Source organism: Staphylococcus ratti (assembly GCF_020883535.1).
Taxonomy (GTDB): Bacteria; Bacillota; Bacilli; order Staphylococcales; family Staphylococcaceae; genus Staphylococcus; species Staphylococcus ratti.
On the sequence record NZ_CP086654.1, the window covers coordinates 1,484,911 to 1,511,884 of the forward strand.

Genomic DNA, 26,974 nt, shown 5'->3' on the forward strand with positions numbered 1-26,974 from the left:
TACAACCATTCTCCAACAAAATCTCGTCGATTTTAAGTGTATCAAACCTTAATGGTTAATGATGGATAAAACGTATCTTATTCCATATGCATGCCACCATTTACATGAATTGTTTGTCCAGTAATGTATTTAGCTTTATCAGATGCTAAAAAGGCAACAGTATGTGCAATATCTTTATCTTCGCCAAATTGACCTAAAGGAATTTGTGTTTTCATATTCGCTTTTAATTCATCGCTTAAAGCGTCAGTCATATCTGAAACAATAAAACCTGGTGCAACGGCATTTACAGTGATTTGACGTGAAGCCAATTCGCGAGCTGCAGTTTTCGTCATGCCAATCACTCCAGCTTTTGAAGCCACATAGTTGATTTGACCTGGGTTACCTACCGAACCTACGATACTTGTTAAGTTAATAATACGTCCGCCTTTTTGACGTAACATTTGTGGCGTTACTTTTTGAATACAATTAAAGACACCTTTCAAATTTGTATCAATCACGTCGTCCCACTCGTGTTCTTTCATGCGCATTAACAAGTTATCTCGTGTAATACCTGCATTATTGACTAAAACATCGACTGAGCCAAATTGACTTACAACTTCTTTAATCATTGTTTTAACTTCATCAGGATTTGCTACGTTTGCTTGAATTGCAAATGCATCAACACCTTTTGATTTAATACTTTCTACAACAGCTTCTGCTTTTTCTTTATTGCCTGCATAGTTAACCGCAACGTTAAATCCTTCATCAGCTAATTGCAATGCGATGCTGCGTCCAATACCACGTGACGCACCTGTTACTAATGCTACTTTAGTCATGTTTTAACCATTCCTTTACATCTTCAATCGTTTGAATTGAAGTTAATTTTACATTTCTATCTATTTTTTTTACTAAACCAGATAATACTTTACCCGGACCGATTTCAACAAAATGATCCGCACCTTGCTCAATTAACCATTCTACAGAATCGATAAATTGCACCGGTGAATACAATTGTTTAATCATATTCTCATGAATCGTTGCTGCTGCTTGTTCACCCTTTGCATGTACATTTTGAACTACCGGCACTTCCGCATCAGACCATTCAAATGTTGACGTATACGCTTCAAAATCATTTTCGATAACTTGCATCATTGAGGAGTGGAATGGACCAGAAACTTGCAGTGGCATCACACGTTTAGCGCCAAACGCTTTGCCTTTTGACGCAAATTCATCAATTTTAGATTTATGACCAGAAACAACAATTTGGCCTGGGCAATTGATATTTGCTGGTTCTACAATTGCTTCTTTAGTGGAAAGTTGTTCACAAATGGACTTGACTTCATCAAATGATAAGCCTAGTACTGCAGCCATACTCCCTACGCCATCTGGAAAAGCTTCAGCCATCAAAGCACCACGACGTCTCACAATTTTAATCACGTCTTCAAACTTTAATACGCCACTCATCACTAAACTAGAATATTCACCTAAACTGTGCCCAATTGTAAAATCTGCTTTAGGTCTACCCATTGCTTCATACAAAGCGATGCTGTGTGCAAGTAAGGCTGGCTGTGTGTTCTCAGTTTGCCCTAAAACACCTTGCTCATCTTTGAACATCGTATTTAACAAATCAAAATCTACAGCTGCCTGCGCTTGATTTAAAATATGTGTTGCTGCTTCATCTGTTTGATATAAGTCTTCGGCCATACCAACTTTTTGGGCCCCTTGGCCTGGAAACATAAATACCGTTTTACCCATGATTTTCTCCTACCTTTTCACGCATCGTTTCTACAATTTTAGTTTCACTTGCAATTTTAGCCTGTCTAATTGCAGAATAAAACGCTTTAGCATTGGAACTTCCGTGTGCTTTAACGACCACACCATCAAGTCCTAACAACACTGAACCTCCATATTCAGCATAGTCTAACTGTTTCGCAATCGCCTTAATGTCATTTTTCATAACTAATACAGCAATTTTATTTTTAAGTTTGGACAATAACGTACTTTTAATGATTTTTCCAAAAGACTTAGCAATACCTTCTAAATTTTTAAGTATCATATTTCCAGTATAACCGTCTGTAACGATGACATCTGCCTCATCTTCCAACATAGATTTAGCTTCAATGTTGCCCACAAAGTGAATGGATTGAGACTCATTTAATAAAGTAAATGCTTGTTTCGTTAATGCGTTTCCTTTTTGTGCTTCTGTTCCGATATTGAGCAATGCTACACGTGGCTGTGCAATATTACGCACATTTTGGGCATAAATTTGTCCTAAAATCGCATTTTGGTACAAATGTTCAGCTTTAGCATCCGCATTCGCACCGACGTCTAAAAAGACTACACCTCGACCTTTTACGGTTGGAAGCGTCACAACAAGCGCGGGTCTTGCAACTCCTGGCAAACGTCCAACAATAAATAAACCTGCTGACATTAAAGCCCCTGTATTCCCTGCAGAAACACACGCCATCGCCTCACCATGTTTTACTGATTCCGCCATTTTAACCATAGAACTATCTTTTTTACGCTTAATAGCTCTTACTGGTTCATCTTCCATTGTGATTTCTTCAGATGTATGACGAACGTGTACACGTGGATGATTGATGGTGCATTGCTTTTCATCACCAAATAAAAGTATTTCTAAATCTTCAAATTCCTCCACTGCTTTTTCAACTGCTTCAAGTACAATATTCGGAGCCTCATCTCCGCCCATCATATCAACAGCAATTTTAATCATGTTATTCATCCTCACTTATGTAATACATTTTAAATATTCCTTCAAAAACTTTCGTTTTATTAACAAAAGAACGCACAGTCATTTCATAATATTTGTCATCGTGTTGTTCTACGTTCGCTTCTGCAATCACAACATCACCTAAATATACAGGTTTAACAAAATGAATATGGCTTTCTTTTGTGAGCACCGACTCATGTTGTACAAGCGCTACACATAAGGAATTCGCTTGCGCAAATACTACGTGACCTCTTGCAACACGATTCCGAGAAAAAACATCATCACGTGTAATCGTATAAATTGATTTCGCTTGTTGGTTTGCTGTCAAATCAACGACATCACCAATAATATCTTTATCTTCAAGAGAGCTAATGTTTTGGTATTGGTCTTTTGCCACCTGTTTGACACGCTCTCTTAATTCAGGAATGTTGAGCTGGCTTCTATCAAGCCGAATTGTTTGAATACTCACTTCATACATTTCGCTCAAAGCTTGATCTGTTATAAAGGGATTCTGCTGAATGGTCCTCTCAATCATTTCTCGACGTTCATTTTTTGTTCGCTTCATGTTTCGCCACTCCATTTAGTACCAAGTCTTAACGTACTTAATCCCATTCTAACACGCATTTCAAGAAGTTCAAAATATTTTAATGTTTCGAGTTAACCGGATAGATACATTTAAAAGTTTCTAATACAACATCCTCTTCTTCATGAAATTCAAGACCATAATATTGACACGCTTCTTTCAAATAATGATAGTGATCAGAACGCCATTGCTCAATAGATGTATAACCTTCACCCTCGTTTATTATATGTCCGTAACCCACTTGGTTAAATGGCACTACCTTCACATGTGTTGTAATTGTGATACACATCGGTTCACGGTTTTCATTTAATATCATGTTAAGTTGACCTACAAAAGGTAAAGAATCTTGTTCTACAGTATATAAGACACGGGCACTCGTAGTCGCTTGTTTCTTACCTTCAATGACACGCTGCCCTAAAATAGTCGGATTTTCGCCAAAAGACCATGCTGTATACACTTCATGATCAAATTCAGGATACATTTTTATAAATAAATTCCAAAACGCACGCTGCTTCATCCTCTATCCCCCAATTGTCTATATTTTCTTTATAAAAAAGTATACAGATAGAATATTAAGACTATGTTAAAACACTATGCATTTCTGTTATAAAAAAAGCAGTGTAAGAAAATCCAACAACTCGAATTTCTCACACTGCTTTATGATGATTTTCAATAGGGATGATTGTATTAATCAAAACTTTGATGTAACATATTTTCTTCTATAAAAGTACGCAATTTTTGGTAATCTTCGGTAAAGAAGGCGCCAGATTGTATCAGTTCGGCTGCTTCGTCACGTGCCACTTCAAGCATCCGATAATCTTCAACGATATTTCCAACTAAGAAGTCCGGCAAGCCGCTTTGTTTCACACCAAAAAAATCACCTGGACCACGCATTTCTAAGTCGCGTTCACTTAATTCAAAGCCATCTGTCGTTTGTGTCATAATTTGCATCCGTTCTATACCTGTTTCGGTTTTAGGGGAAGCAATTAATACACAATAACTTTGATGTTCACTCCGCCCCACACGTCCACGTAATTGGTGAAGCGTTGATAGTCCAAAGCGATCGGCATCATAAATAACCATAAACGTAGCATTAGGTACATTCACACCCACCTCTACTACAGTTGTAGAAACAAGCACATCAATGTCGTGGTCACTAAATTGGTGCATCACTTGGTCTTTTTCATCTGACGTCATTTTTCCGTGTAGTACCCCGATTTTTGCTTCGGGCAATTGGATTTTTAAATTATCGTAAAGCGCCAAAATGTTTTGGACATCTTCCAAATGCTCCGAACTTTCAATAAGTGGAGAAATGACATAAGCTTGACGTCCTTTTTTCAGTTCGCTTGCTAATTGTTTCAAAACTTGATCGTAAGCTTCATGTTTGACCCAAGTCGTTTGAATAGGTTTTCTACCTTTAGGTAAATGTTTAATTGATGAAACATCCATCTCTCCAAATACCGATATAGCAAGTGTTCTTGGTATCGGCGTGGCAGTCATAAATAATACGTTGCTCAACGCACCTTTTTCGCGTAGTTTTTGACGTTGTTCAACGCCAAATCTATGTTGTTCATCCGTAATAACTAAACCTACCTTGTTAAACGTGACGTCATCTTGTATTAATGCATGTGTCCCTACTAAACAATCGATTTCACCGTTTTGAAGTTGCTCTAGTAACAGGCGACGCTTTTTCCCTTTAACCGATCCTGTTAACAAAGCAACATGCATGCGGTCGCCAAACAATTGGACCAAACTCTCAGCATGCTGCTCAGCTAAAATTTCAGTGGGCACCATTAATGCGGATTGATATCCAGCTGTTTTTAATGCATACATACAAATTGCAGCAACAACCGTTTTACCAGAACCAACATCACCTTGTAGTAATCTGTGCATGCGTATCGGTGCCTTTAAATCACGAAAAATCTCATTAACACTCGTCTTTTGTCCTTCAGTTAATTCGAAAGGCAGCGCATCAATAAAAGACTTGACTAAGTCTAATTGATAATTCACTTCAACTGCTTGATCAGATGTTTTTTCTAAACGATTCAACCATTGCATGCGCAGTTCAAACATAAAAAATTCAGTAAACGCAAACGTACGTCGTGCTTTAATTAAAGTTTGTTTGTCTTTAGCGCTATGTAACGCATGAAGTGTGTCGTTTAAAGACTCTAATTTGTATTTTTGACGTAAATCTAACGGCAACCATTCATGAATCGTAACGTCTTTTAATGTTTTTTGAATCATATCTTTAAGTGGCTTTTGTTTTAAACCTTCTTTCACACGATAAATAGATGTAAACTGTGCGTCTTCGTGATGTGACAAGTCAAAAATCATTTTCGTTCCATTAATTTCTTGCTTATGTTTTAACCACTTACCTTTAATGATTACCGACTGATGCAACTGAATATTCTTTTTTAAATAAGGTTGATTGAAATAGATCACTTTCACTGCGATACCGTTAATCATCATATGTACGGTTAACTTTGATTTATTGCGTCCAAAAAAAGCGACAGTGGGTGAGGAATAGACCTCCCCTTGTACTGTCACTATAGCTTCATCTTCTGCTTCATTAAGGTTAATCAAAGTATTGTCTTCATAACGTGTAGGTAAGTGAAGAATCAAATCTTGAATACTCCAAATGTTCATTTCATTTAGGATTTGAAGTCTTTTAGGTCCGAGGCCTTTGATATCCTTTAACTCATATGGATTTTCAATAAGATTTATTTTAGTCATGTTAATCACCAAAAATTTGTTGTTTTAGGCGCTGTCCAGTAGGTGTACCTGCAAGTCCTCCTCGTCCAGTTTCACGAAGCGCGGAAGGCATCGTTTGTCCAATGCGATACATCGCGTCGATCACTTCATCTGTCGGAATACGTGATTCAATACCTGCAAGCGCCATATCAGCCGAAACGATCGCATTCGAAGCCCCAGCAGCATTACGTTTAACGCACGGCACTTCAACAAGTCCCGCCACAGGATCACACACCAATCCAAGCATATTTTTCATACAAATCGCAAATCCTTCTGCAGATTGTTGAGGTGTTCCGCCTGCTGCTTCAACAACCGCAGCCGCTGCCATTGCGGCTGCAGAACCTACCTCTGCTTGACAGCCGCCTGCCGCTCCAGAAATTGACGCATTGTTTGCAACAACGAAACCAAATGCACCTGCTGTTAATAAAAAGTTTAACATATCCGTACGTGAAAGTTGCAATTTATCTTTAAGCGCAAATAATACCCCCGGTACGACACCGGCAGAACCCGCAGTAGGCGTTGCACAAATTTTACCCATAGCTGCATTCACTTCATTGGTTGCGACAGCTTTACTTACCGCATCTAATAACGTATAACCTGCAATAGATTGTCCACTTTCAATATATTGTTTCATTAAAACAGCATCTCCACCTGTTAAACCTGTTTTAGATGTGACGCCATTTACCCCTTCTTCTACCGCATTTTCCATTGTTTCTAAATTTCGGTTCATATGCGCATAGACTTCTTCTTTCGACAAGCCAGTTACGGCCATTTCTTGTTCCATCATGATTTCATGAATCGCTTTATTTTCCGCTTCACATTTTGCGATTAATTCTTTAACATTTTTAAACATGCTATCCCCTCCATCATCTTACGTGTCCCCCATTAATGAGACTGTTACTACACCAGGAACTTGACGAATTTCATCAAGTATCGCTTCACTCATATCTTCATCTAATTCACACGTCATGAGCGCTTGATCACCTTTTTCTTTGCGCGCTACTTGCATGCTTCCGACGTTAATACCATAGTTCCCGATTATATTCGCCACTTTTCCAATGGTTCCAAAAGTATCTTGATGAAACACGAGCAATGTAGGATAGTTACCGCTAATCGCAAGTTTGAAGCCATTAATCGCAACAATTTCAATTTTGCCCCCGCCAATCGAAACCCCTTCAACCGAAATATGATGGTCATCATCTATCATATCGATAATTGCAGTGTTAGGATGCGCACGCTCTTCTGCCATTTCTATAAATTTGACTTGCAAACCTTTCGTTTTTGCAGTTTCAAGACTCGTTTCAATACGACTATCATCCGTGTCGTATCCAAGAAGCCCACCTACGAGCGCGACATCTGTGCCATGGCCACGATAAGTTTCCATAAACGAACCATATAAATAAATATCTGCACGTTGAGGCTGCTTGCCAAATAAATCTCTCGCAACGAGACCTATGCGCACAGCTCCTGCTGTATGTGAAGACGAAGGCCCTACCATCGTTGGGCCTATAATGTCGAAAACGCTTTTATATTTCATTGTTTCTTTCCCCCTTGATTGCATATTAATGCAAGACATACACATTATAACAAGCATTCACAAACTTTGAAATATTGTGATATTTGTTACAAAAAGTGCTTTTTATATTCCTAAAAAAATCACAGGTTAATGGATATGAACCATTTCCTGTGATTTATATTATTATTCAACTGAAAAGAAATACGGATAAATAGGTTGTTCACCTTGTTGAATTTCAACTTCAACATCTTCGTAATTCGTCTCCATGAACGTTTCTATCCACTCAGTTTGAGCATCCGTCGCTTCTTCTCCAACAATAATTGTTAAAATTTCACTATCGTCATCTAACATCGTTTCTAATGTTTTTTGAAGCGTCACATTCACATCTTTATCACTTACTACGATTTTATCTTCAACTAGACCCATAAATGCATCTTTTTCAATGTTGATACCGTCAATTTTAGTGTCACGTACCGCATACGTAATCGATCCTGATTTAACTTCTTCTAATGCCGTTGTCATTGCTTCTTGGTTGTGTTTTAAATCCGCACTACTGTCATAATTGAACATTGCCGTAATACCTTGTGGAATTGTTCTTGTCGGTACAACTACTGCTTCAACTTCTACAATTTCTGTAGCTTGTTGGCTTGCCATTTGAATGTTTTTATTGTTTGGTAAAATAATTGCGCGTTTACAACCACTTTGTTCGATTACTTTTACAATATCTTCAGTGGATGGGTTCATCGTTTGGCCACCACTAATGACGTGTGTGGCACCCATTGATTTGAATAGCTTAGTGATACCATCTCCCATAGAAATCGTGATAATCGCAGTTTCTACAGTTGCATTGGCATCTTCTTCTGTTTCTTTAGCTTTTTGAGCTTCTTTACGCAACACTTCACGATGTTGCTCACGCATATTTTCAGCTTTTACTTTTATTAATTCACCATATTTTTGGCCAAATGTGAAAACTTCACCTGGCGTTTCAGTATGCACGTGAACTTTCACAATTTCATCATCACTAATGACAAGCAACGAATCCCCAAATTGACTCATGTCATCTCTAAATTGTGTTTCATCAAATTTTGCTTTCCCTGGACGGAAACGTACCATCATTTCTGTACAATAGCCATAAACAATGTCTTCTGTATTAATCACACCATGAAAATCATGTTCATCATTAAAGAATGCTTCTTTGTCTATACTTGGTGCTTTATTTTCGATTTTTTCACCTTTCATAGCCTTTAAAAAGCCTTCGTATACTAGTGTTAAACCTTTACCACCACTATCTACGACACCAACTTCTTTTAAAACTGGAAGTAAATTAGGCGTGTTTTCAAGTGATACTTGCGCTGCTTGATAAACATGTTCCATGATTTCTAAACAATCAACTGTGTCTTGTACTTTTTCTGTTGCCGCTTTTGCAGCATCTTTGGCAACAGTTAAAATTGTTCCTTCCACAGGTTTCATAACGGCTTTATAAGCTGTATTCACTCCTGCTTCAAAACTTTTTACGAATTGCTTAGCATCAATTTCTGTTTCATTTTCTAACGCTTTTGAAAATCCTCTGAAAATTTGCGATAAGATGACACCCGAGTTACCACGTGCTCCCATGAGCAAACCTTTTGAAAAAGTCTTCCCTAACTCTCCTATATGATGTGTAGGATTGTTTTGAACCTCTTCTTTACCTGATGTCATTGAAAGGTTCATATTTGTTCCAGTATCCCCGTCTGGAACCGGATACACATTTAATGCATCAACCATATCAGCATGATTAGATAAATTTTGTGCTCCTTGTATAATCATTTCGGCAAATAAATCACCGTTGATTTTAGTAACCATCCGAATGTCCTCCTATTTGTCGTTACCGTCGTTATTAAAACGCACACCCTGTACAAAAATATTTACAGAATTCACTTTTAATTTAAGTGTATGTTCAAGTGTATATTTCACTGTAGCTTGTACATTTTGCGCAACTTCAGAAATTTTCACACCATAGCTCACGATAATATACATATCTATGTCTAAAATACCATTGTCCTCTTTCACAACAATGCCTTTAGCGTAGTTTTCATGGCCTAAAATTTCTGCTAATCCATCACGAACTTGTTGACGTGAAGCCATTCCAACGATGCCATAACACTCCACCGCTTTACCACCTACGACTGAAGCGATAACCTCGTTTGAAATTTCTATGCTGCCGTAATCATTTGTAATTTCTAATGACATAAATAACGCCTCCTTATCCAACTCGTGTATATATAGTATCATATGAAGCAATAAAGGTTGAACAATAATCTCGCCCACACCCCATTCAACTGAATACCTCTATATACGCTTTTATATTTGCAGACGTACATGTAAAATCATATGCACTTAATTCATACTTATTGCTACTTTTTCATTAGTGTTACTTGATATATTTATATCTATCTTACTAAAATAACTAAAATCTTTCCATGCTGAACTTTCAATTTTAAGATTTTGTTACGATTGTAAAAGTATAATCACAATTTATGATTATAACAGAAACTATCGAATGCACAAAGGTTTTTCTAATATGTTCCTAAAAGTTTTTATTGCGTTACACATTTGAATATGGTATATTACCTTAGTATGTAGTAGCAAAGTGTATTTGTATTTCTTAAAGGAGGTACGATGATGGGTAAACAATGTTTCGTAACAGGCCGTAAAGCGTCAACGGGTAACCACCGTTCGCATGCATTAAACTCAACTAAACGTCGTTGGAATGCTAACTTACAAAAAGTTAGAATTTTAGTTGATGGTAAACCTAAAAAAGTTTGGGTTTCAGCACGTGCTTTAAAATCTGGTAAAGTTACTCGCGTGTAATTATCAGTAGCACGTCTCTCAATAGAGACAAATCAAAATAATATCATATCACCCCGAGTCTTTATGTGGAAGACTCGGGGTTTTATAATACTTTCAATAATGAGCGACGCATACTTTATTCAAATAATAAAATAGACGAGTGAAGCCATCTTTCTGCACACTCGTCCGATTATTATAACGACTGCATTTAGTCGTCTCTACTACGTATTTGATAAATCATACCTTCATGAATATTGATTTGAGCATATTTATCGACAAATTCATTTGATATTGTCAAAGTTGAACCTTGCTCTAAACGCTTTTCGCTTAATTCGTATTTAAATCCTTCTAAAGATAAAGTCACTTCGTCTGTGGCAGGAATAAATGAAATATAGTCATATTGCGTTTTATTTCTTTTCGTATATGCTCCCACCGTTAACAATTCTATTATATTATTTTTATCAATAAGTTGTATCTTTTTATTTTGAAAATCACGATGCTTTAAAATCTGCATTGCGCCCATAAAGTGATCTAAACGTCCACCCGTTGCACCGTAAATTTTAATTTTTTTATATCCCATTTGAATGGCTTTTTGAATCGCATAAGCAAGATCTGTAACATCTTTTTCTTTAGGCATTTTTTCAATATCCATTCGCGCCTCTATCCAACGTCTTTCTTGATTGGAAACAGAATCAAAATCTCCTACCGCAAAAACAGGTTGAATCTTTGCTTGTAATAGATTTAAAGTGCCACGGTCTACACCAACCCAATCTTCATTTTTCTTTTTTTCTAATAAGCGATTCGGTATATCCCTATTACTACATAATAAATGAACGCGCTTTTTCATTAATTATCCCTCACTTTTTAAGTGTTGTAGTGCTTCGTGATATGAATCAAATTTAAAAAAATAAGAACCTGCCACAAGCCAATCTGCACCTGCTTTGATGACTGATGGTGCAGTTTGATCATTTACGCCACCGTCTACTTCAATTTTAAAATTTAAACCGTGTTGGTGTCGATATTCATTTAACGCTTTAATTTTGTCGACTGATTGAGGAATGAAAGCTTGACCCCCAAACCCTGGATTGACAGACATAACAAGTACAAAATCGATATCCTGTAAAAGACTTTCAAGTTGTGATACCGCAGTTCCAGGGTTGATGACAACACCTACTTCTTTACCGTGCGCTTTAATTTTTTGAATCGCACGATGAATGTGCGGCGTCGCTTCGATATGCACAGAAACTTTATCTGCACCTTTTTCACAAAATGCATCAATGTAATTTTCAGGATTATCAATCATCAAATGCACATCAATGGGCAACGTCGTTTTTTTGCGTAACGCTTCTAGAATCGGAAAGCCGATGGAAATATTAGGGACAAATTGGCCATCCATGACATCAAAATGCAAGCCATCTACTCCTGCTTCAGTAAGGTGTTGAACTTCCTTTTCGAGGTTCATAAAATCTGCTGATAATAAAGAAGGAAAAATTTTTGTCATTAGTACTTCACCTTTCGATTTGAAATTTCATTGAGTAATTGAACATAATGTTGATATCTGAATTCTGGAATTTTGCCTTCTTCAACCATGGCTTTCACCTGACATTTCGGCTCGTTGAGATGATAGCAATCACGAAATTTACACGACGCACCATAATGACTGATTTCAATAAAATTATCTCGCAACGCTTCTTTATCAATATGGTCAAAATCTAGCGCACTAAAGCCAGGCGTATCAGCAATAAATCCTTCATGGCGCGGGTACAATTCTACGTGTCGTGTTGTATGCTTACCACGGTTGAGTGCAGATGATATTTCATTCGTTTCGATATTAAAGTTAGGTTGATATTTATTCAACAAACTCGATTTCCCGACACCGGATTGACCACTTAAAACAGCCAAACCTGGTTCCCATACGTCAAATATAGAGGCTGCACTATCTTCTATACCAACAAATTGCGTTTCGTAACCTATTTCTTCATAAATCGCTAGGCTTTTTTCAATGGTTGCAATTTCTGTTTCAGAAGCCAAATCTTTTTTTGTAATGACGATGCGCGGCTTTAATCCGTAAGAATGACCAATTACAAGAAAGCGATCAAGTAATTGCGTGGAAAAGCTAGGCGAAACTGCGCTCATAACAATGACTAACAAATCAATATTACTGACCGGCGGACGCTTCAACTCATTTTTGCGTTGATGAATATGCTGAATATATCCTGAAGCATGTGTTTCATCATCAATATCCACTATGTCACCGACAATAGGTGAGACTTGTTTTTTTCTAAATAATCCTCTTGGCTTTGCATCGTATAGCGTTCCATCTACATCTACGCGATAAACGCCACTGAGCGATCTAATAACACGACCTGTTTTCAATTTTGCACCTCATTTGTGTGATGTTTTCAAACTTATTATAGCAAAGGTTTGACTGAATTCACATCATTGTAAATGATGCCTGTGAATTACAATATGCTACAATTCAAAATGCACCACACAAAATAAGAGGCTAGAACATATAATGTTCTAACCCCTCAATATGGATAACATGAAGTTATATCTTGACGTACGTTCGCCATCGATTACTATTTTTAATGGACACGACGTGGTCGCACATTTTTAATTATCGTACCGCTCGTTACTTTACCTGGGAATTGATCTAATTTTACAGATAAATCTTGCTCTGGCGCATCAAAGTCAATTTTATTCGCAAAGTATTTAATCGTTTCTTCCATTACAATAATCGTCATCCATTCTCCCGCGCAACGATGATTTGTATAAAAATCTCCGCCACCTTGAGGAATTAAATCGAATGGGCTGCCATCCCATTTTCCAAAACGATCTGGGTTAAATTGATATGGATTTTCAAACAATTCCGGATCGTGTGTTGTTCCAAAGACATCTAATAAAGTAAATGTACCTTTTTTGATTTCATATCCATCAAATTCTACGGTTTTCTTAAATTTACCTGGTAGAAATGGTACAAATGGGAAAATACGACGGACTTCTTGTGCAAATTTATACGCATAGTTCGGGTCATCCGAAATTTGAAGTTTCTTGCGTTCTTGATCAAATTCAATCATCGCCTTAACTGCGTAACTTACAAAACGGTTGACTGCCGCTAAAGGACGTACAACATTCATTAAATCAATCGCACATAAACGCGCTTCCATTGGATTGCCTTTATAATCTTTCCAATGCGCAAATTCATACAGTGCTGTTCCAGGGTCTACTTTAATGTGACCTTTACGAACAGCTACGATTTGATCTTCTAAAAATTGTTCTACTCTCGCACGTGCTTTTTTCGCTTTACGGTACCCGCCACCGATCGTTTGGCCGAGCCCTTTAAAAGAATCAATCATAATATCCATATCACGCGCATTACGTTCTGCTTCTTCAGTTGTTTGTTGAATACCTGCCCATCTAAAACCGATTTTAGTTAACACATAGATTGACTCTTTATAAATATTTACTTCTTTTTTATTTTGCATGGCTTCCGTGTGAATAAACCAATAATTGCGTGCCAGTTCACGCAAATACGTTAAATTTTCTTCAGTCATTAATGACATAAATAACGCTTTACGATCAACATGTACTTTCCCTTTTGTCGTATGGATTGCCCCTTTACCAAATAATGTGTTTACGACACGTTTTGGCAATGTCTTTTCACGCTGCATCACATCATTATCATAAAATAGCTCAGCAGCTTTTTTACCGCTAATGACTGCAATAGGTTTCATTCCCATTCCAGACGTTTGGAATGCTTTTGTATTAAATTTTTCTAAGCGGCATGGTACGTATGTATATGCCTCTTTTAAAACTTTAAATGTATTATCCAATCCTGGATCTTTTGGTAATTTTTTAGCCACTTCTATGTCCCCCCGACATTTATTTTCTATCATTTTACCCTATTATATCGCGTATTAATCTTAATAATCTAATAAAAAAGATAACGCTTTTCTTTGATTTAACGCTACTCCACTCACTTGAATGAATGCCATTCAACTACAAGTTAGATATCGTTTTAGATATAGTTTATTATAAATAATGTTTATAGACTTATTTTAATTACACACGCTTAGTTATGCAATATTAAAGAATGTTATTTATATATCGCTTTACGTACGTATAATAGTGATATACGTATATAATATCTAATAATACTTAAAAATATACGCGCACGGACTGCAAAGTGAAAGGGGTTCTAAAAGTGAAAATTAAATATTTAACTGTACCAACTTTAGCGCTTGCTTTATTATTAGCTGGTTGTGGCAATGACGCTAATAACGATGAAAAAAGTAAGAAGAACGAAAGTAAACAAGAGCAAAGTAAGAAAGAGAAAGAAGAGAAAAAGAAAAAGGAAGAAAAAGGAAGAAAAAGCAGAGAAAGAAACTAATGAAAATGAGGTTTCTAACGAGACCGATAATCAACAAACTAACAACGAAACCAATGTGAATGTACAAGATAACCAACAATATTCTGAACAAAATAACACTACAAACCAGCCTCAAGTCAATGATAATTCTTATAACAATGAAGAACATCAAGAATACTTAAAAATTAAACAAAATACCGAAGACCTTAAAACTGCAGAAAGACCACCAGGTGCTGGCGGTGGCGGCGCGAGTTGGAACTATACCCTTGATGGCGAAAGTTTTGAAGAATTTAAAGCACGCACAGATAGAGAGAAAGCAGCGGCAGGCATTACCGATTAATCGCTTTTCAATATCTTTTACACCACATTGAAAAAGCAATACCACTCATTACAGTGGTATTGCTTTTTTAGTTTGTATATTATCTCAAAAATTCAAAGAATGGGATTAGTCACACAAAATTAGTATGCAGAAACATTTGAACTATTGAATTTCAATACACTCACCTAGCCTCACTACTTCAAGCGTATAAATCAACGTCCTTCATATAAAGTGAATGACTGCTGTTCTAACTGTGCATACATCGTCTAAAAAGTAGGTTTTCTTTTACTTTTCTTCAATCATTTTACAAGTTATATAAAACAATAGATGATTTCAATTCATTCCGTATGACACTTTAAATATCATCATATTGAATTGTTTTATCTTTTACTGTCTTGCCATCAACTTTTACGGTATAACTTGCCTCACCATCTTCTTCGACCACAAAACTTAAGTTTTGAGATGTTGAACGCGTCATTGTAAACGACGCCACTGGCGATTTACCGTCGTCGTTTTTATCCTTTTTAAAGATTTCTACTTTTTGAGCCTTACCATCTTTTCCAGTATAAGGTACTGTAAAGCTTTCATCGTAGGTTTTATCTTCATGAGTGGCTTCTTCATCTTTGTCGTCAGAATCGTCCCCTTTAGAAACAATAAAGTCGACAGTACTTCCTTCATCTACTTCAGTCTTACGTGGAGAATGGCTAATGATATGACCTTCTTTGAATTTATGATCTGCACGTTCTGATTTCACGTTGACAGTTAAGCCTTTATCTTCTAAGTCCTTTTTAACTGTATCAAACTTTTCGTCCGTATAATCGTCTACATAGACTTGACGTTTACCTAGCGACTCTGTGATATCTACCCTTGTTTTAGTAACCGCAACTTTTTCCCCTGGAGCAATACTTTGTCCTTCAATATTCCCTTTGGCAATGTCGTGTTGGGTATAAGCAGTAGTGAATTGTACATTTTCAAATCCTAACGCTTCTAGCGTTTTTTCCGCTTCTTCTTTCGTTTGACCAACAAGATTAGGCATTTCTTCAATATGTTGTCCTTTAGAAACTACAATGTTAATTTTAGTTTTTTGTTCCACTTTTTCGCCTTCACCAGGTTCAAGTTTCATAATCTGATTTTTAGCATACTTATCGCTATAATCTTGTGTAATGTGTCCAACTTCTAACTTGTTATCTTTTAAGATTTTTTCAGCTTGCTTTTCTGTTTTTCCGAGCAAATTAGGTACTTGGCTATATTTGTTTCCCATCATTGCAGCGGCAACAAAAATAAACAGACTGAAAAATAGCAGTATAAAAATGCATGCAAAAATAATTTTCTTCCATTTGGATCGTTTCTTAGGCGCATATTCAGTCATATTAGATTCCGCACTTGCTTGAGCGACTACAGGAATTTGCGTTGTTTGTTTCACTGATGTTGTGGATGTCGGCTCATTTTTAATTGTATTTTTATCCAACATAATCGTCTTTGTCGCACTTGAATCTGTTTGATATGGGGTTTCATTTTTTCTCGTCTCTGAAAGTGTAGAAGACAAATCGTGTCGCATCTCAGCTACAGAACTATAACGATGCGATTGTTCCTTTTCTGTCGCTTTTAAAATTACATTGCTTAGAGGTTGTGGCACATCGTGTCGCTTTTCAGATACATTCGGTACAGCATCTTGAATTTGTTTAATCGCAATGCTGACAGGCGTCTCACCATTAAATGGCGGCTGTCCTATTAACATTTCATACAGTACAATCCCTAATGAGTAGATATCAGATTGCTCTCCAGTTTTTTGGCCTTTGGCTTGTTCTGGAGATAAATATTGAACTGTGCCTACAACATGGTTCGTCTGTGTCATTGCTGTTTCACTTAATGCTTTTGCAATACCAAAGTCCACTATTTTCAAAGTTTGATTACGGTCGATAATAATATTTTGTGGTTTGATATCACGATGCACGATACCTTTTTCATGCGCATGTTGTATCCCTTTAAATATTTGTTCTGCAAACTTAACCGCTTTTTCTGGCGCTAATCGGCCATGGGATTTGATATAGTCAGAAAGTGTCGGTCCTTCAATGTATTCCATCACTAAAAAGAAACAATCGTCTTCTTCCCCAACGTCTAGCACGCTAACAATGTTTTCATGGGATAGCAATGTCGTATTTTGTACTTCTCTTTCAAATCGTGCAACCGTTTCATGTTTCTCATTAGGAGGAACATGAATCATTTTGACTGCAACTTGGCGATTTAAAATGCGGTCCCAAGCCACATAAACATTACTCATGCCGCCGCCACCTAAAATATGTTTTAATTCATAGCGTTCATCAATGATGCGGCCAATCATACTGGATCACCTGCAATTTCCGCCAAAATAATAGAAGTATTATCTTTAGCTTCGTATTCTGTTGCAAGGGCCATAAGCGCATCACCCGCTTCAGTAAGCGTATCATTTGATTGCAGTACGTCATGAATCGCTTTTAAAGGGACGTAATCTGTTAAACCATCAGAATTAAGTAGCAAGTACTGGTAAAATTGAATACGCTTCGTAAAAACATCCGATGTCACACGACGATCTGTTCCCATCACTTTCGTAATGATATTACGTCGTGGATGACGGAGAGCTTCTTCTTCTGTAATTTGGCCTAACATGACAAGCTGATTCACAAAAGTGTGATCGATTGTAACTTGATCAAATTGACGGCTATTCACTAAATACGCCCTTGAATCACCAATATTGGCAACTACAATATGGTGGTCATAGATTAATGCACACACACATGTTGTTCCCATTCCGTGATAAGACGTTTGACTTTCTGCTAACTGAAATAAGTCGTGATTTACATTTTGGAGCGTTTGTTTTAACCACATTTCTGCATGTTCTTGCTCGATATAATTTTCTGCTTCAAAACGTTTTTGAAGTTCATCGACAACAAATTGTGATGCGACTTCACCTGCTTGGTGCCCTCCCATACCATCACAAATCACCAATAATTGTTGATCTGTTTGATTAAAGAAAATGCCCCCTGCGTCTTCATTTTGTTCTCGATAATATCCAGCATCTGAGAATATTTCTGCGTTTAACATCAATTCTACCTCGTTTCTGCTTCACGTTCTTTAGCACGTAGTTGTCCACATGCCGCATCGATATCTGAACCTTGCTCTCGTCTAATTGTAGCATTGATACCCAGTCGCTTTAATTCTTTTTCGAATTTGAAAATATCATTTTTCGGCGTTTTAACATAATTACGTTCTGGTACATGGTTAACTGGGATTAAGTTGACATGACAGTTCAATGTTTTAATTAAAGCCGCTAATTCTCGAGCGTGCTCTAATTGGTCATTGACACCACCAAACAAACCATATTCAAACGTAATACGTCGATTTGTTTTTTCTTGATAATATTGTAAGGCTTCCATCAGTTTATTCACATCATATGCTCTGTTAATCGGCATCAGTTTTGAACGAATGTCATTATTCGCAGCATGCAAACTCACCGCAAAATTAATCTGTAACGTTTCGTCTGCAAAATCATAAATTCTTGGAATAATCCCTGATGTTGATACTGTTATATGACGTGCACCAATATTTAAACCTTCATCATGATTTACAATTTTAAGAAAATCCATCATCTCATCATAGTTTTCAAATGGTTCCCCAATACCCATAATTACAATAGAAGATACGCGCTCTTCTGTTTCATCAAGCGCTTTTTGTACGGTTAATACTTGAGATACGATCTCCCCAGCCTCTAAATTACGTTTTAAACCTCCTAAAGTTGATGCACAAAACGTACATCCAATACGGCAACCTACTTGTGTCGTCACACATACCGAATTACCATAATCATGACGCATTAAAACCGTTTCAATCGTATAGCCATCTTGTAATTGGAATAAAAATTTAATCGTGCCATCACGACTTTCTTGCTTAACAACCGTTTCCAACGTTGTAATCACAAAATGATCCGCTAAAAGTTGACGCAACGCTTTGGATAAGTTTGTCATCTCTTCAAATGAATCGACGCGTTTCGTATAAAGCCATTCAAAAATTTGCTTCGCACGAAAACTTTGTTGACCATGTTCAGCTAACCACTGTTTCATTTCATCATAGCGCAAAGAATAAATCGATTGCTTGTCAAAATTAGGTAAAAACTTATTTTTCTTTTTCTTATCTGCAGTGATCATCGCGAATGTTCCTTTCTTTTAATTTTAGTAATAAAAAAGCCATCTGTATTTAAATCTTGAGGTAGAAGTTGTAACGTTTTAACCATTTTACCATCAATTGGACTTTGAAACGGTTCGAAGTCATATTCTGGATGTGCTTTTAAAAATGTATAGATTACATTTTCATTTTCCATTTGTTCTATCGTACATGTCGAATACACAAGTGTGCCACCTTCTTTTAAATGTTGGGCGACGTTATTCAAAATTTGAAGTTGTATGTCGACGATTGCAGTTACTTGCTTTTCAGACATCATATATTTGATTTCAGGTTTATGTCTCAGTACACCTAAGCCACTACAAGGCGCATCAACTATAATTTTGTCATACATTTTATCATAAGGCTTCGTGGCATCATGCTCTGAAGCAACCATGTTTACAAGTCCTAATTTATCTATATTGTGCTGTATCAATTCTATTTTGTGCGCATGTATATCCGTTGCATCAACATGGCCTGTATTTCCCAATATTTCAGCTGTATGGCATGCTTTGCCACCAGGTGCACTACAACTGTCCAATATGACATCGTTTTGTTTTGGTGCTAAAATTTCAGCTACAAACATAGAACTTTTATCTTGAATGCTTATTTTTCCGTCTTTAAATAAAGTAGTCTGTAAAATTGACCCATTGGAGACGTGTAAACATACATCGATATGCGCATCTTGTCTGACATGAAAGCCTTCACTTTCAAGCTGTTGTCTTACCTCTTGTACCGTCGCTTTCGTACGATTGACACGCACAGTTTGGGGGACTGGCATAAGCATTTCTTTTGCGATGATTTCTGCAGTTTCTAAGCCAAAATGTGTTTTCCAATGTTTAATAATCCATAATGGCATGCTGTATTGAATTGAAATACGCTCTAACTCATTTTTAATATGGCTTATTTGGGGTAAAGGTTCTGTCGTCATACGTCTAAGAATAGCATTGACCGTATTACCAGTTTGTTGGCCTCCCCGTTTTTTAGCTATCGTTACTGCTTCATTAATAATGGCGTGTGTTGGAATCTTGTCCATATAAAGGAATTGATACAGACTCATCCATAATAAACGTCTTACCCATCCTTTAATTTTCGTTTTCACAAAAGGCTTTAAATAATAATCCAATGTCATTTTTCGTTGAATCGTTCCATATACTAAAGCCGTGTATAATCCTCTATCGCTTATGCTAAGTGTCTCTCGATTCAACACTTCATTGATTTTCAAATTACTGTAAGCGCCATCTTTAAATACCGCTTCTATCGTTTCTAGACTTAATGCACGTACTGTAGTCATTTATCCTAAGTCCTTCCCAATCAGCGTTTCGTGATAGCCACTTAAGAAGTTTGCAGTCGGCATACGTTTTTTTCCTGCTACCTGAATTTCCGTTAAAGCGATACTTTCTTCAGAGCCTGTGCCTACAATAATATGTTTTTTCGTCGTTTGAACAATCTGACCTGGAGGCCCTGTAACATCCGTGTTGATTTCCGCTTGGTACACTTTCATTACTTTATTTTCTAATTGCGTAGACGCCACCGGCCAAGGCGATAGACCTCGAATGTGATTAAAAATAGTGCGTGCATCTTTCGTCCAATCTATCCATTCATCTTCACGTTGTATATTTGAAGCAAACGAAACTTTTGAGGCGTCTTGTGGCGTACGTGAATTCGTCCCGTTTAAAATGGATGGCAACGTTTGCTGTAACAATTGCGTTCCTAATTCACTTAATTTGTCATGCATTGAGCCCACATTATCACTATCTTCAATAGGAATCGCACTTTGTGAAATAATATCTCCCGCATCTAATTGTTGGACCATATACATAATGGTTACACCTGTTTCACTCTCCCCATCAATAATCGCTTGGTGAATAGGTGCACCTCCACGATATTTCGGTAATAAAGAAGCGTGGACATTCACTGCCCCATATTTTGGGTGTTCCAATAGTGCTGTTGGTAACAATTGGCCAAATGCTGCTGTAACAATGAGATCACATTCCATATTCAATAATGTTTGTAATTCTGTTGAATTTGTAAGCTTCTCAGGTTGATACACAGGAATCGCATGTGCTAATGCTACTTTTTTAACCGGTGGTGGCGTTAAAGTACGTTTACGCCCAACAGGTCTGTCTGGTTGTGTAACGACTGCAATCACTTCATGCGTTTCAATTAACATTTCCAACACCGATGTTGAAAAATCTGGGGTACCCATAAAAATAATTTTACTCATTTTCGTAATATGCCTCCAATTCTGCTTCTGTTATTTCTCTGTCCATTTTGTCTGTAAAAAGAACGCCATTCAGATTATCAATTTCATGTAATATCATACGTGCAATATCATCATATGCAGTAAGTTCGATTTCTCGTCCGTGGATGTCTTGACTTTTTACCGTTATCATTTGACTGCGTGTCACTTCTCCAAAACGATTCGGCACACTCAAACATCCTTCAAGCTCTGTCGTTTTCGTTTCTGATTCAGCCGTGACAACTGGATTAATTAATTGTAAAATGCCATCTTGTTCCATATCCACAATTGCGATTTGCTGTGAAATACCTATTTGTGGAGCGCTCAATGCTTGTCCCCCAGCATCATACATCGTGTCTTCAATATCTTGGATGATTCGAGTTAAAGTAGCATCAAATGTTGTGACACGCGCAGCTTTTTTTCGAATAGTCGGATCCGGATCTGTTAAAATTTTCTTAATCGCCATCTGTATTACTCCTATTAAAATTCATCATTATATTATAGCTTAAATTAATAGAAAATGCGATGTGTGACACACCTTTACATATTAAGTTTATGTTAGTCGTTCATTAAAATTCAAATTAAAAGCGCATATTCTCCAGGACACGCCTACACTTTCTAACATCGTCTTATTATTTTAGTATCAATTAGAAAAAAGGAACAAACGGCTCACAGATAAAAGGAAAATTATCTTATTCAACCGTTTGTTCTTTATTAATATCCAAAACCTAGCATTTCTGTTAAACAGTACGCTGAATGTATTTAAATTTTATACTACATCATCATGTGTGGATTAATATCTATTTTTAAAGCCAGTTTATCATTAACGTATTGTTCATGATAATAATCATCTAAATACGTTAATGCATGTATCAATGATGGCTCACTTTTATATTTCACAAGAACTTGAAAACGATATTCGTTGTTAATCCTTGGAAGTGCTGCAGGTGATGGCCCTAATATAAATGCTTTATCAGACAAATGTTGGATTAAAATCTGATGCACATGTGTAGCGGCTTGCAATACTTTTTTCATATTTTCATGTGTAATCGTAAAATTAATTAAATAATAGTACGGTGGGTATTGCCCTAATTGTCTGTAGCGCATTTCTTTTTGATAAAAATTCAAATAATCTCCATTTTTAACATCTTGTATCGCATAATGATCAGGGTTATACGTCTGAATAATAACTTCACCCGTTTTTTCATGTCGGCCTGCGCGACCGGCAACTTGCGTTAACAATTGGAACGTACGTTCACTCGAACGAAAGTCTGGTAAATTGAGCAGTGTATCCGCATTTAAAACACCGACTAGCGTAATATTCGGGAAATCTAAACCTTTCGCAATCATTTGTGTGCCGAGTAATATATCGCCTTTACCGTCACCAAATTGTTGTAGCAATTTTTCATGACTTCCCTTTTGTGTTGTCGTATCCACATCCATTCGAATGATACGTGCTTCTGGAAATGCTTTTTCCAACAACTCTTCTACTTTCTGTGTGCCTGTTCCCATTTGACGGATGTGTTCACTTTCACAACTTGGACATTGAAAAGGTGCTGGCGTTTGGTAACCACAGTAATGACATTTCAACTGGGCTGTTGATTTATGATAGGTTAATGAAATGTCGCAATTGGGACATTGAGGCACATGCCCACAATCTCTACATAGCATAAATGAAGCATAGCCGCGTCGATTTAAAAATAAGACGACTTGTTCTTCACGTTCTAATCGAGTTTCAATGGCCGTCTTTAATTTTTCCGAAAACATGGAACGGTTCCCATGTGCAAGTTCCTCGCGCATATCGCATATCTCTATATCAGGCAATGGTTGTTGATTCACTCTTGAAGGCATAGATAACAACTGATAAACGCCTTTTTCCGCACGCGCATAACTTTCTAAACTTGGTGTCGCACTCCCCAGTACTAATGGACAACCATGAAAATTTGCACGCCATGTAGCAATATCACGTACATGGTACCTCGGATAATCTTCTTGTTTGTACGTCGCTTCATGTTCTTCATCGATAATGATAATACCTAACTTTTTAAAGGGCGCAAAAATACTAGAACGTGCACCGACGCTTACTTGTGCGCGGCCATCTCTTATTTTTTGCCATTCGTCATAGCGCTCCCCTTTAGATAAGGCTGAGTGAAGTACCGCTACTTCATCACCAAATCGACGTTTAAAGCGATTAACCATTTGGGGTGTTAAAGCAATTTCTGGTACTAACATCATCGCACTCTTATTTTGTTTCAATACTTGTTCAATGATTTGAAGGTAAACTTCAGTTTTACCAGAACCCGTCACACCATGTAGCAAAAACGTTTGCGCTTTTTCATCATGAAGTGCTTGATTTAATTGTTCGAACGCTTTTTGTTGCTCAGCCGTTAACTTGCGTGCAGCTTCTGCTTCAAACACACGTCCTGCATAAGGGTCACGTTCTACAATCGCATCATATTTTTCAAGAATACCTTTTTGAGTCAACGTCGTTATAGAGGAGTTAGAAAAAGACATTTCTAACAATTCTTGTAAAAAGACATCTCGATGGTGTTCATCAAGTAAAAAAGCAACAAGTTCGTATTGTTTAGGTTTTTTTTCTAAATCAGACAGAAGTGTGTCACCATTTTCAACATCAACTAAACGTACGGCTTTTTGTGTTTTGCGCGTAGTATTTTGGTTCAATAATGTCATTTCCTTGATTGAACCATCTAACAAATAAGGCCGTAGTTCATGCACCATATGATCTTTTTGTGCTTTTTGATAATGATATTGGCCTTGTGCATCAAAATATTTGGCAATTGCTTGAGGCAACTCGATTTCTGGTTGAATTTGAAATACTTTTGTATATTTCGCCTTTATCGCACTTGGGAGCATCGCTTCTAATATGGAAATGCGCTTCGATACAAAATATCGGCTAAACCACTCACTCAAATGTACTAACTCTTCTGTAAGTTCTGGTTGTATATCTTTAACTTCTATAATGGATTTCAATTGAGCTAAGTCATATTCTGCTTCCTCTTCAGAAATACAAGCCATAACAAAACCTTGTATTTTTCGAGGACCAAATGGCACAATGACCCTTACGCCAGGTTGAACAACCGTACTTAAATATTCAGGAATGCGATAGTCGAATGTTCTGTCAACACTTTTAGAATCTACATCAACAATCACTTGGGCAATCGTCATTCCCATTCACCTACTAAAGCGCTTAAGATTTGACGCGCCACTTCAATTTTTGCACTTTTAGGTATTGAAACCGCTTTGCCATTTTTAAAATACATCGTCACTTCGTTTTCTTCTGAACTAAAGCCAATCGAAGTGTCACCTACATTGTTTGCGATTATCACATCTGCATTTTTTCGTTGAAGTTTATCTTGAGCATACATTGCTACATTTTGTGTTTCCGCAGCAAATCCTACAAGTTTTTGATGTGTTTTTTGTTCACCTAAATATTTCAAAATGTCTACGGTTCTTTTAAATTCCACCGTTACATTACCATCTTGTTTTTTCATTTTATGTGCTAGTGGTGAAATCGGCGTATAATCTGACACAGCCGCTGTTTTAAACACAATGTCCATATTTTGATAATAGCTTTTTACAGCTTCAAACATCTCTTCAGCACTTTGCACCGAAACAAAATGGACCCCTTCAGGCGATGCAAGTGAGGTCGGTCCAGAAATTAAAGTCACTTCAGCTCCTATATCTACAAGCGCCTCTGCAAGCGCATACCCCATCTTCCCAGATGCTCGATTAGAAACGTAGCGAACCGGATCAATAACTTCAACTGTTGGACCCGCTGTTATTAAAACACGCTGTCCTTTGAAATATGATGATTCGTGTCGAACATTTTGCTTATCATTCGTTTGGATGCGTTGTTCAACAGCTAATACAATGTCCATTGGTTCTGCCATGCGACCTTTTGCTACATAGCCACAAGCTAAAAAGCCTTCTCCTGGTTCAATAAAATGATATCCGTCTTCTTCTAAAATGCGCATATTTTGTTGCGTTCTAGGATTTTCATACATATGAACATTCATTGCAGGTGCGATGAACTTAGGTTTTGTAGATGCCAGTAATGTCGAAGTCACCATGTCATCGGCAAAGCCATGTGCAAGTTTTGATATAGTGTTAGCTGTAGCCGGTGCTACAATAATCGCATCCGCCCAATCACCCAAGGCGATATGTTGTATCTCTGCGGGATTTTCTTCAACAAAGGTATCTGTATAAACAGGATGACGACTAATCGCTTGAAATGATAATGGCGTTACAAATTGTTGTGCATGTTTTGTCATCATCACACGCACTTGATACCCTGCTTGTGTCAACTTACTTGTTAAATCGATCGCTTTATAAGCTGCAATACCGCCTGTCACTGCGAGTAATATATTTTTCATTTCTTCCACTCCTGTCAGAACTCTTGTTTCGATTATAATATAGGATGTATAGGATTTACATAAAAATCCTCTTATACGTGTGTATCTTCCGTTCAAGTACCCTTTGATACAACAAAAGGCTAAGACATCTAATCGTGTAGCTGTCCTAGCCTCAATGTTTTAATTTATCGGTCATCCTTTATAGGAAGTTTAGAAATTTTTTGGATCTACGTAAGGATGTACTCTGTTTGCAGCGATTTCTTCTAAAGCACGTCCTACTGTTTTTTTGCTCGTATAATCATTCAATAATAAATGCTCTGGATCCGCTTGAATTTCACGTGCACGTTTTGCGGCAGTAGTCGCAATTAAATATTTAGAACTAATTTTATCTTGCAATTGATGAATAGGTGGGTATAACATTACTTTTTGGCCTCCAATAACATTTTTCGATATTTTGCTTCTATACGTTCACGTTTTAAATGTTCAGCTTCTACGATAGCTTGAACTCGATCTTTCGCAAGGTCAACTTCATCATTAACGACAACATAATCATAAAGATTCATCATTTCTACTTCTTTTCGTGCTTCATTGACACGACTTTGAATCTTTTCTTCTGATTCCGTACCGCGTCCAACTAAGCGTTCTCTTAAATGATCAAGACTTGGTGGTGCTAAAAAGATGAACAATGCATCTGGAAACTTTTTACGAACTTGTTTTGCCCCTTCAACTTCGATTTCTAAAAAGACATCATGTCCCGCATTCATTGTATCTTTTACATATTGGACAGGTGTCCCATAGTAGTTGCCAACATACTCAGCATACTCAATAAACGCATCATCTTCAATTAATTTTTCAAACTCATCCCTTGTTTTGAAAAAATAATCCACGCCATCTTCTTCGCCTTCACGCATGCCTCGCGTTGTCATTGAAATTGAATATTTATAAGATGTCGTTGGATCATCAAAAATTCGCTTTCGAACCGTGCCCTTTCCTACACCAGAAGGGCCTGAGAGTACTATAAGTAAGCCTTTTTCAGTATCCATTCCTTACGACCTTTCCTTCACTATTCTCTAGTTATTAACATA

The 26,974-nt window shown here is 37.1% G+C and carries 27 protein-coding genes; 3 read left to right on the plus strand and 24 right to left on the minus strand.

Annotated elements, in window-relative coordinates; all coding sequences use genetic code 11:
- Positions 1–77: 77 nt before the first annotated feature.
- The 10 genes from fabG to LN051_RS07160 form a co-directional block, all read right to left on the minus strand.
- Entirely contained in the window at positions 78–815 is a 738-nt protein-coding gene (gene fabG, locus LN051_RS07115; RefSeq protein WP_229291853.1) for a 3-oxoacyl-[acyl-carrier-protein] reductase, read from the minus strand.
- Positions 808–1,734: an ACP S-malonyltransferase gene (gene fabD, locus LN051_RS07120; protein ID WP_229291854.1), complete on the minus strand. Its 927-nt coding sequence runs from the start codon at positions 1,732–1,734 to the stop codon at positions 808–810. The genes fabG and fabD overlap by 8 nt, the downstream gene beginning before the upstream one ends.
- A complete protein-coding gene (plsX, locus tag LN051_RS07125) occupies positions 1,727–2,713 on the minus strand; it encodes a phosphate acyltransferase PlsX (protein WP_229291855.1) in 987 nt (328 codons plus the stop codon). Before plsX ends, fabD begins: the two co-directional genes overlap by 8 nt.
- Position 2,714: 1 nt before the next feature.
- Complete coding sequence (fapR, locus tag LN051_RS07130; protein WP_229291856.1) at positions 2,715–3,275, minus strand: transcription factor FapR; 561 nt, start codon at positions 3,273–3,275, stop codon at positions 2,715–2,717.
- 79 nt (positions 3,276–3,354) lie between these two features.
- A complete protein-coding gene (locus LN051_RS07135; protein WP_229291857.1) occupies positions 3,355–3,810 on the minus strand; it encodes an ASCH domain-containing protein in 456 nt (151 codons plus the stop codon).
- A gap of 170 nt (positions 3,811–3,980) precedes the next feature.
- The gene (gene recG / locus LN051_RS07140) at positions 3,981–6,026 is read right to left on the minus strand and encodes an ATP-dependent DNA helicase RecG (protein ID WP_229291858.1); all 2,046 of its coding nucleotides are present in this window, start codon (positions 6,024–6,026) and stop codon (positions 3,981–3,983) included.
- Position 6,027: 1 nt separating this feature from the next.
- Positions 6,028–6,897: an L-serine ammonia-lyase, iron-sulfur-dependent, subunit alpha gene (sdaAA, locus tag LN051_RS07145; RefSeq protein ID WP_229291859.1), complete on the minus strand. Its 870-nt coding sequence runs from the start codon at positions 6,895–6,897 to the stop codon at positions 6,028–6,030.
- Positions 6,898–6,915: 18 nt separating this feature from the next.
- Positions 6,916–7,581: an L-serine ammonia-lyase, iron-sulfur-dependent subunit beta gene (gene sdaAB, locus LN051_RS07150; protein ID WP_229291860.1), complete on the minus strand. Its 666-nt coding sequence runs from the start codon at positions 7,579–7,581 to the stop codon at positions 6,916–6,918.
- 162 nt (positions 7,582–7,743) lie between these two features.
- Positions 7,744–9,402 carry a fatty acid kinase catalytic subunit FakA gene (fakA, locus tag LN051_RS07155; RefSeq protein ID WP_229291861.1) on the minus strand — a complete coding sequence of 553 codons (1,659 nt, stop codon included), beginning with the start codon at positions 9,400–9,402 and terminating at the stop codon, positions 7,744–7,746.
- A gap of 12 nt (positions 9,403–9,414) precedes the next feature.
- Entirely contained in the window at positions 9,415–9,789 is a 375-nt protein-coding gene (locus LN051_RS07160) for an Asp23/Gls24 family envelope stress response protein (protein ID WP_229291862.1), read from the minus strand.
- A 432-nt stretch (positions 9,790–10,221) separates the two neighbouring features.
- Here LN051_RS07160 and rpmB point away from each other — a divergent pair, with 432 nt between their 5' ends.
- Positions 10,222–10,410, plus strand: coding sequence for a 50S ribosomal protein L28 (gene rpmB / locus LN051_RS07165; protein ID WP_037564748.1), 189 nt, complete (start codon positions 10,222–10,224; stop codon positions 10,408–10,410).
- Between the two features lie 187 nt (positions 10,411–10,597).
- Here rpmB and LN051_RS07170 read toward each other — a convergent pair whose 3' ends face one another.
- The 4 genes from LN051_RS07170 to LN051_RS07185 form a co-directional block, all read right to left on the minus strand.
- Positions 10,598–11,236, minus strand: coding sequence for a thiamine diphosphokinase (locus LN051_RS07170; protein WP_229291863.1), 639 nt, complete (start codon positions 11,234–11,236; stop codon positions 10,598–10,600).
- A gap of 3 nt (positions 11,237–11,239) precedes the next feature.
- Positions 11,240–11,890, minus strand: a complete 651-nt coding sequence (gene rpe / locus LN051_RS07175) for a ribulose-phosphate 3-epimerase (protein WP_229291864.1) — start codon at positions 11,888–11,890, stop codon at positions 11,240–11,242.
- Entirely contained in the window at positions 11,890–12,765 is an 876-nt protein-coding gene (gene rsgA, locus LN051_RS07180; RefSeq protein ID WP_229291865.1) for a ribosome small subunit-dependent GTPase A, read from the minus strand. The genes rpe and rsgA overlap by 1 nt, the downstream gene beginning before the upstream one ends.
- A 212-nt stretch (positions 12,766–12,977) precedes the next feature.
- The gene (locus tag LN051_RS07185; protein WP_229291866.1) at positions 12,978–14,255 is read right to left on the minus strand and encodes a cytochrome P450; all 1,278 of its coding nucleotides are present in this window, start codon (positions 14,253–14,255) and stop codon (positions 12,978–12,980) included.
- A 341-nt stretch (positions 14,256–14,596) separates the two neighbouring features.
- Here LN051_RS07185 and LN051_RS07190 point away from each other — a divergent pair, with 341 nt between their 5' ends.
- Both LN051_RS07190 and LN051_RS07195 read left to right on the plus strand, forming a co-directional pair.
- Positions 14,597–14,782 carry a hypothetical protein gene (locus tag LN051_RS07190; protein ID WP_229291867.1) on the plus strand — a complete coding sequence of 62 codons (186 nt, stop codon included), beginning with the start codon at positions 14,597–14,599 and terminating at the stop codon, positions 14,780–14,782.
- 55 nt (positions 14,783–14,837) lie between these two features.
- Positions 14,838–15,101: a hypothetical protein gene (locus LN051_RS07195; protein ID WP_229291868.1), complete on the plus strand. Its 264-nt coding sequence runs from the start codon at positions 14,838–14,840 to the stop codon at positions 15,099–15,101.
- A 334-nt stretch (positions 15,102–15,435) separates the two neighbouring features.
- Here the strand turns inward: LN051_RS07195 and pknB are convergent, their stop codons facing one another.
- The 10 genes from pknB to gmk form a co-directional block, all read right to left on the minus strand.
- A complete protein-coding gene (gene pknB, locus LN051_RS07200) occupies positions 15,436–17,421 on the minus strand; it encodes a Stk1 family PASTA domain-containing Ser/Thr kinase (RefSeq protein ID WP_229291869.1) in 1,986 nt (661 codons plus the stop codon).
- Complete coding sequence (locus LN051_RS07205; protein WP_229291870.1) at positions 17,418–18,161, minus strand: Stp1/IreP family PP2C-type Ser/Thr phosphatase; 744 nt, start codon at positions 18,159–18,161, stop codon at positions 17,418–17,420. Before LN051_RS07205 ends, pknB begins: the two co-directional genes overlap by 4 nt.
- A 5-nt stretch (positions 18,162–18,166) precedes the next feature.
- The gene (rlmN, locus tag LN051_RS07210; RefSeq protein WP_229291871.1) at positions 18,167–19,261 is read right to left on the minus strand and encodes a dual-specificity RNA methyltransferase RlmN; all 1,095 of its coding nucleotides are present in this window, start codon (positions 19,259–19,261) and stop codon (positions 18,167–18,169) included.
- Positions 19,258–20,568: a 16S rRNA (cytosine(967)-C(5))-methyltransferase RsmB gene (rsmB, locus tag LN051_RS07215; protein ID WP_229291872.1), complete on the minus strand. Its 1,311-nt coding sequence runs from the start codon at positions 20,566–20,568 to the stop codon at positions 19,258–19,260. Before rsmB ends, rlmN begins: the two co-directional genes overlap by 4 nt.
- Entirely contained in the window at positions 20,569–21,501 is a 933-nt protein-coding gene (gene fmt / locus LN051_RS07220) for a methionyl-tRNA formyltransferase (RefSeq protein WP_229291873.1), read from the minus strand. It lies immediately after the preceding gene.
- Positions 21,494–21,982, minus strand: coding sequence for a peptide deformylase (gene def / locus LN051_RS07225; RefSeq protein WP_229291874.1), 489 nt, complete (start codon positions 21,980–21,982; stop codon positions 21,494–21,496). The genes fmt and def overlap by 8 nt, the downstream gene beginning before the upstream one ends.
- A 308-nt stretch (positions 21,983–22,290) precedes the next feature.
- The gene (priA, locus tag LN051_RS07230) at positions 22,291–24,708 is read right to left on the minus strand and encodes a primosomal protein N' (RefSeq protein ID WP_229291875.1); all 2,418 of its coding nucleotides are present in this window, start codon (positions 24,706–24,708) and stop codon (positions 22,291–22,293) included.
- The gene (gene coaBC / locus LN051_RS07235) at positions 24,699–25,910 is read right to left on the minus strand and encodes a bifunctional phosphopantothenoylcysteine decarboxylase/phosphopantothenate--cysteine ligase CoaBC (RefSeq protein ID WP_229291876.1); all 1,212 of its coding nucleotides are present in this window, start codon (positions 25,908–25,910) and stop codon (positions 24,699–24,701) included. Before coaBC ends, priA begins: the two co-directional genes overlap by 10 nt.
- 189 nt (positions 25,911–26,099) lie before the next feature.
- On the minus strand, positions 26,100–26,309 hold the full coding sequence (gene rpoZ, locus LN051_RS07240; RefSeq protein WP_229291877.1) for a DNA-directed RNA polymerase subunit omega: 210 nt from the start codon (positions 26,307–26,309) through the stop codon (positions 26,100–26,102).
- Positions 26,309–26,932, minus strand: a complete 624-nt coding sequence (gene gmk / locus LN051_RS07245) for a guanylate kinase (protein WP_229291878.1) — start codon at positions 26,930–26,932, stop codon at positions 26,309–26,311. The genes rpoZ and gmk overlap by 1 nt, the downstream gene beginning before the upstream one ends.
- Between the last annotated feature and the right edge of the window lie 42 nt (positions 26,933–26,974).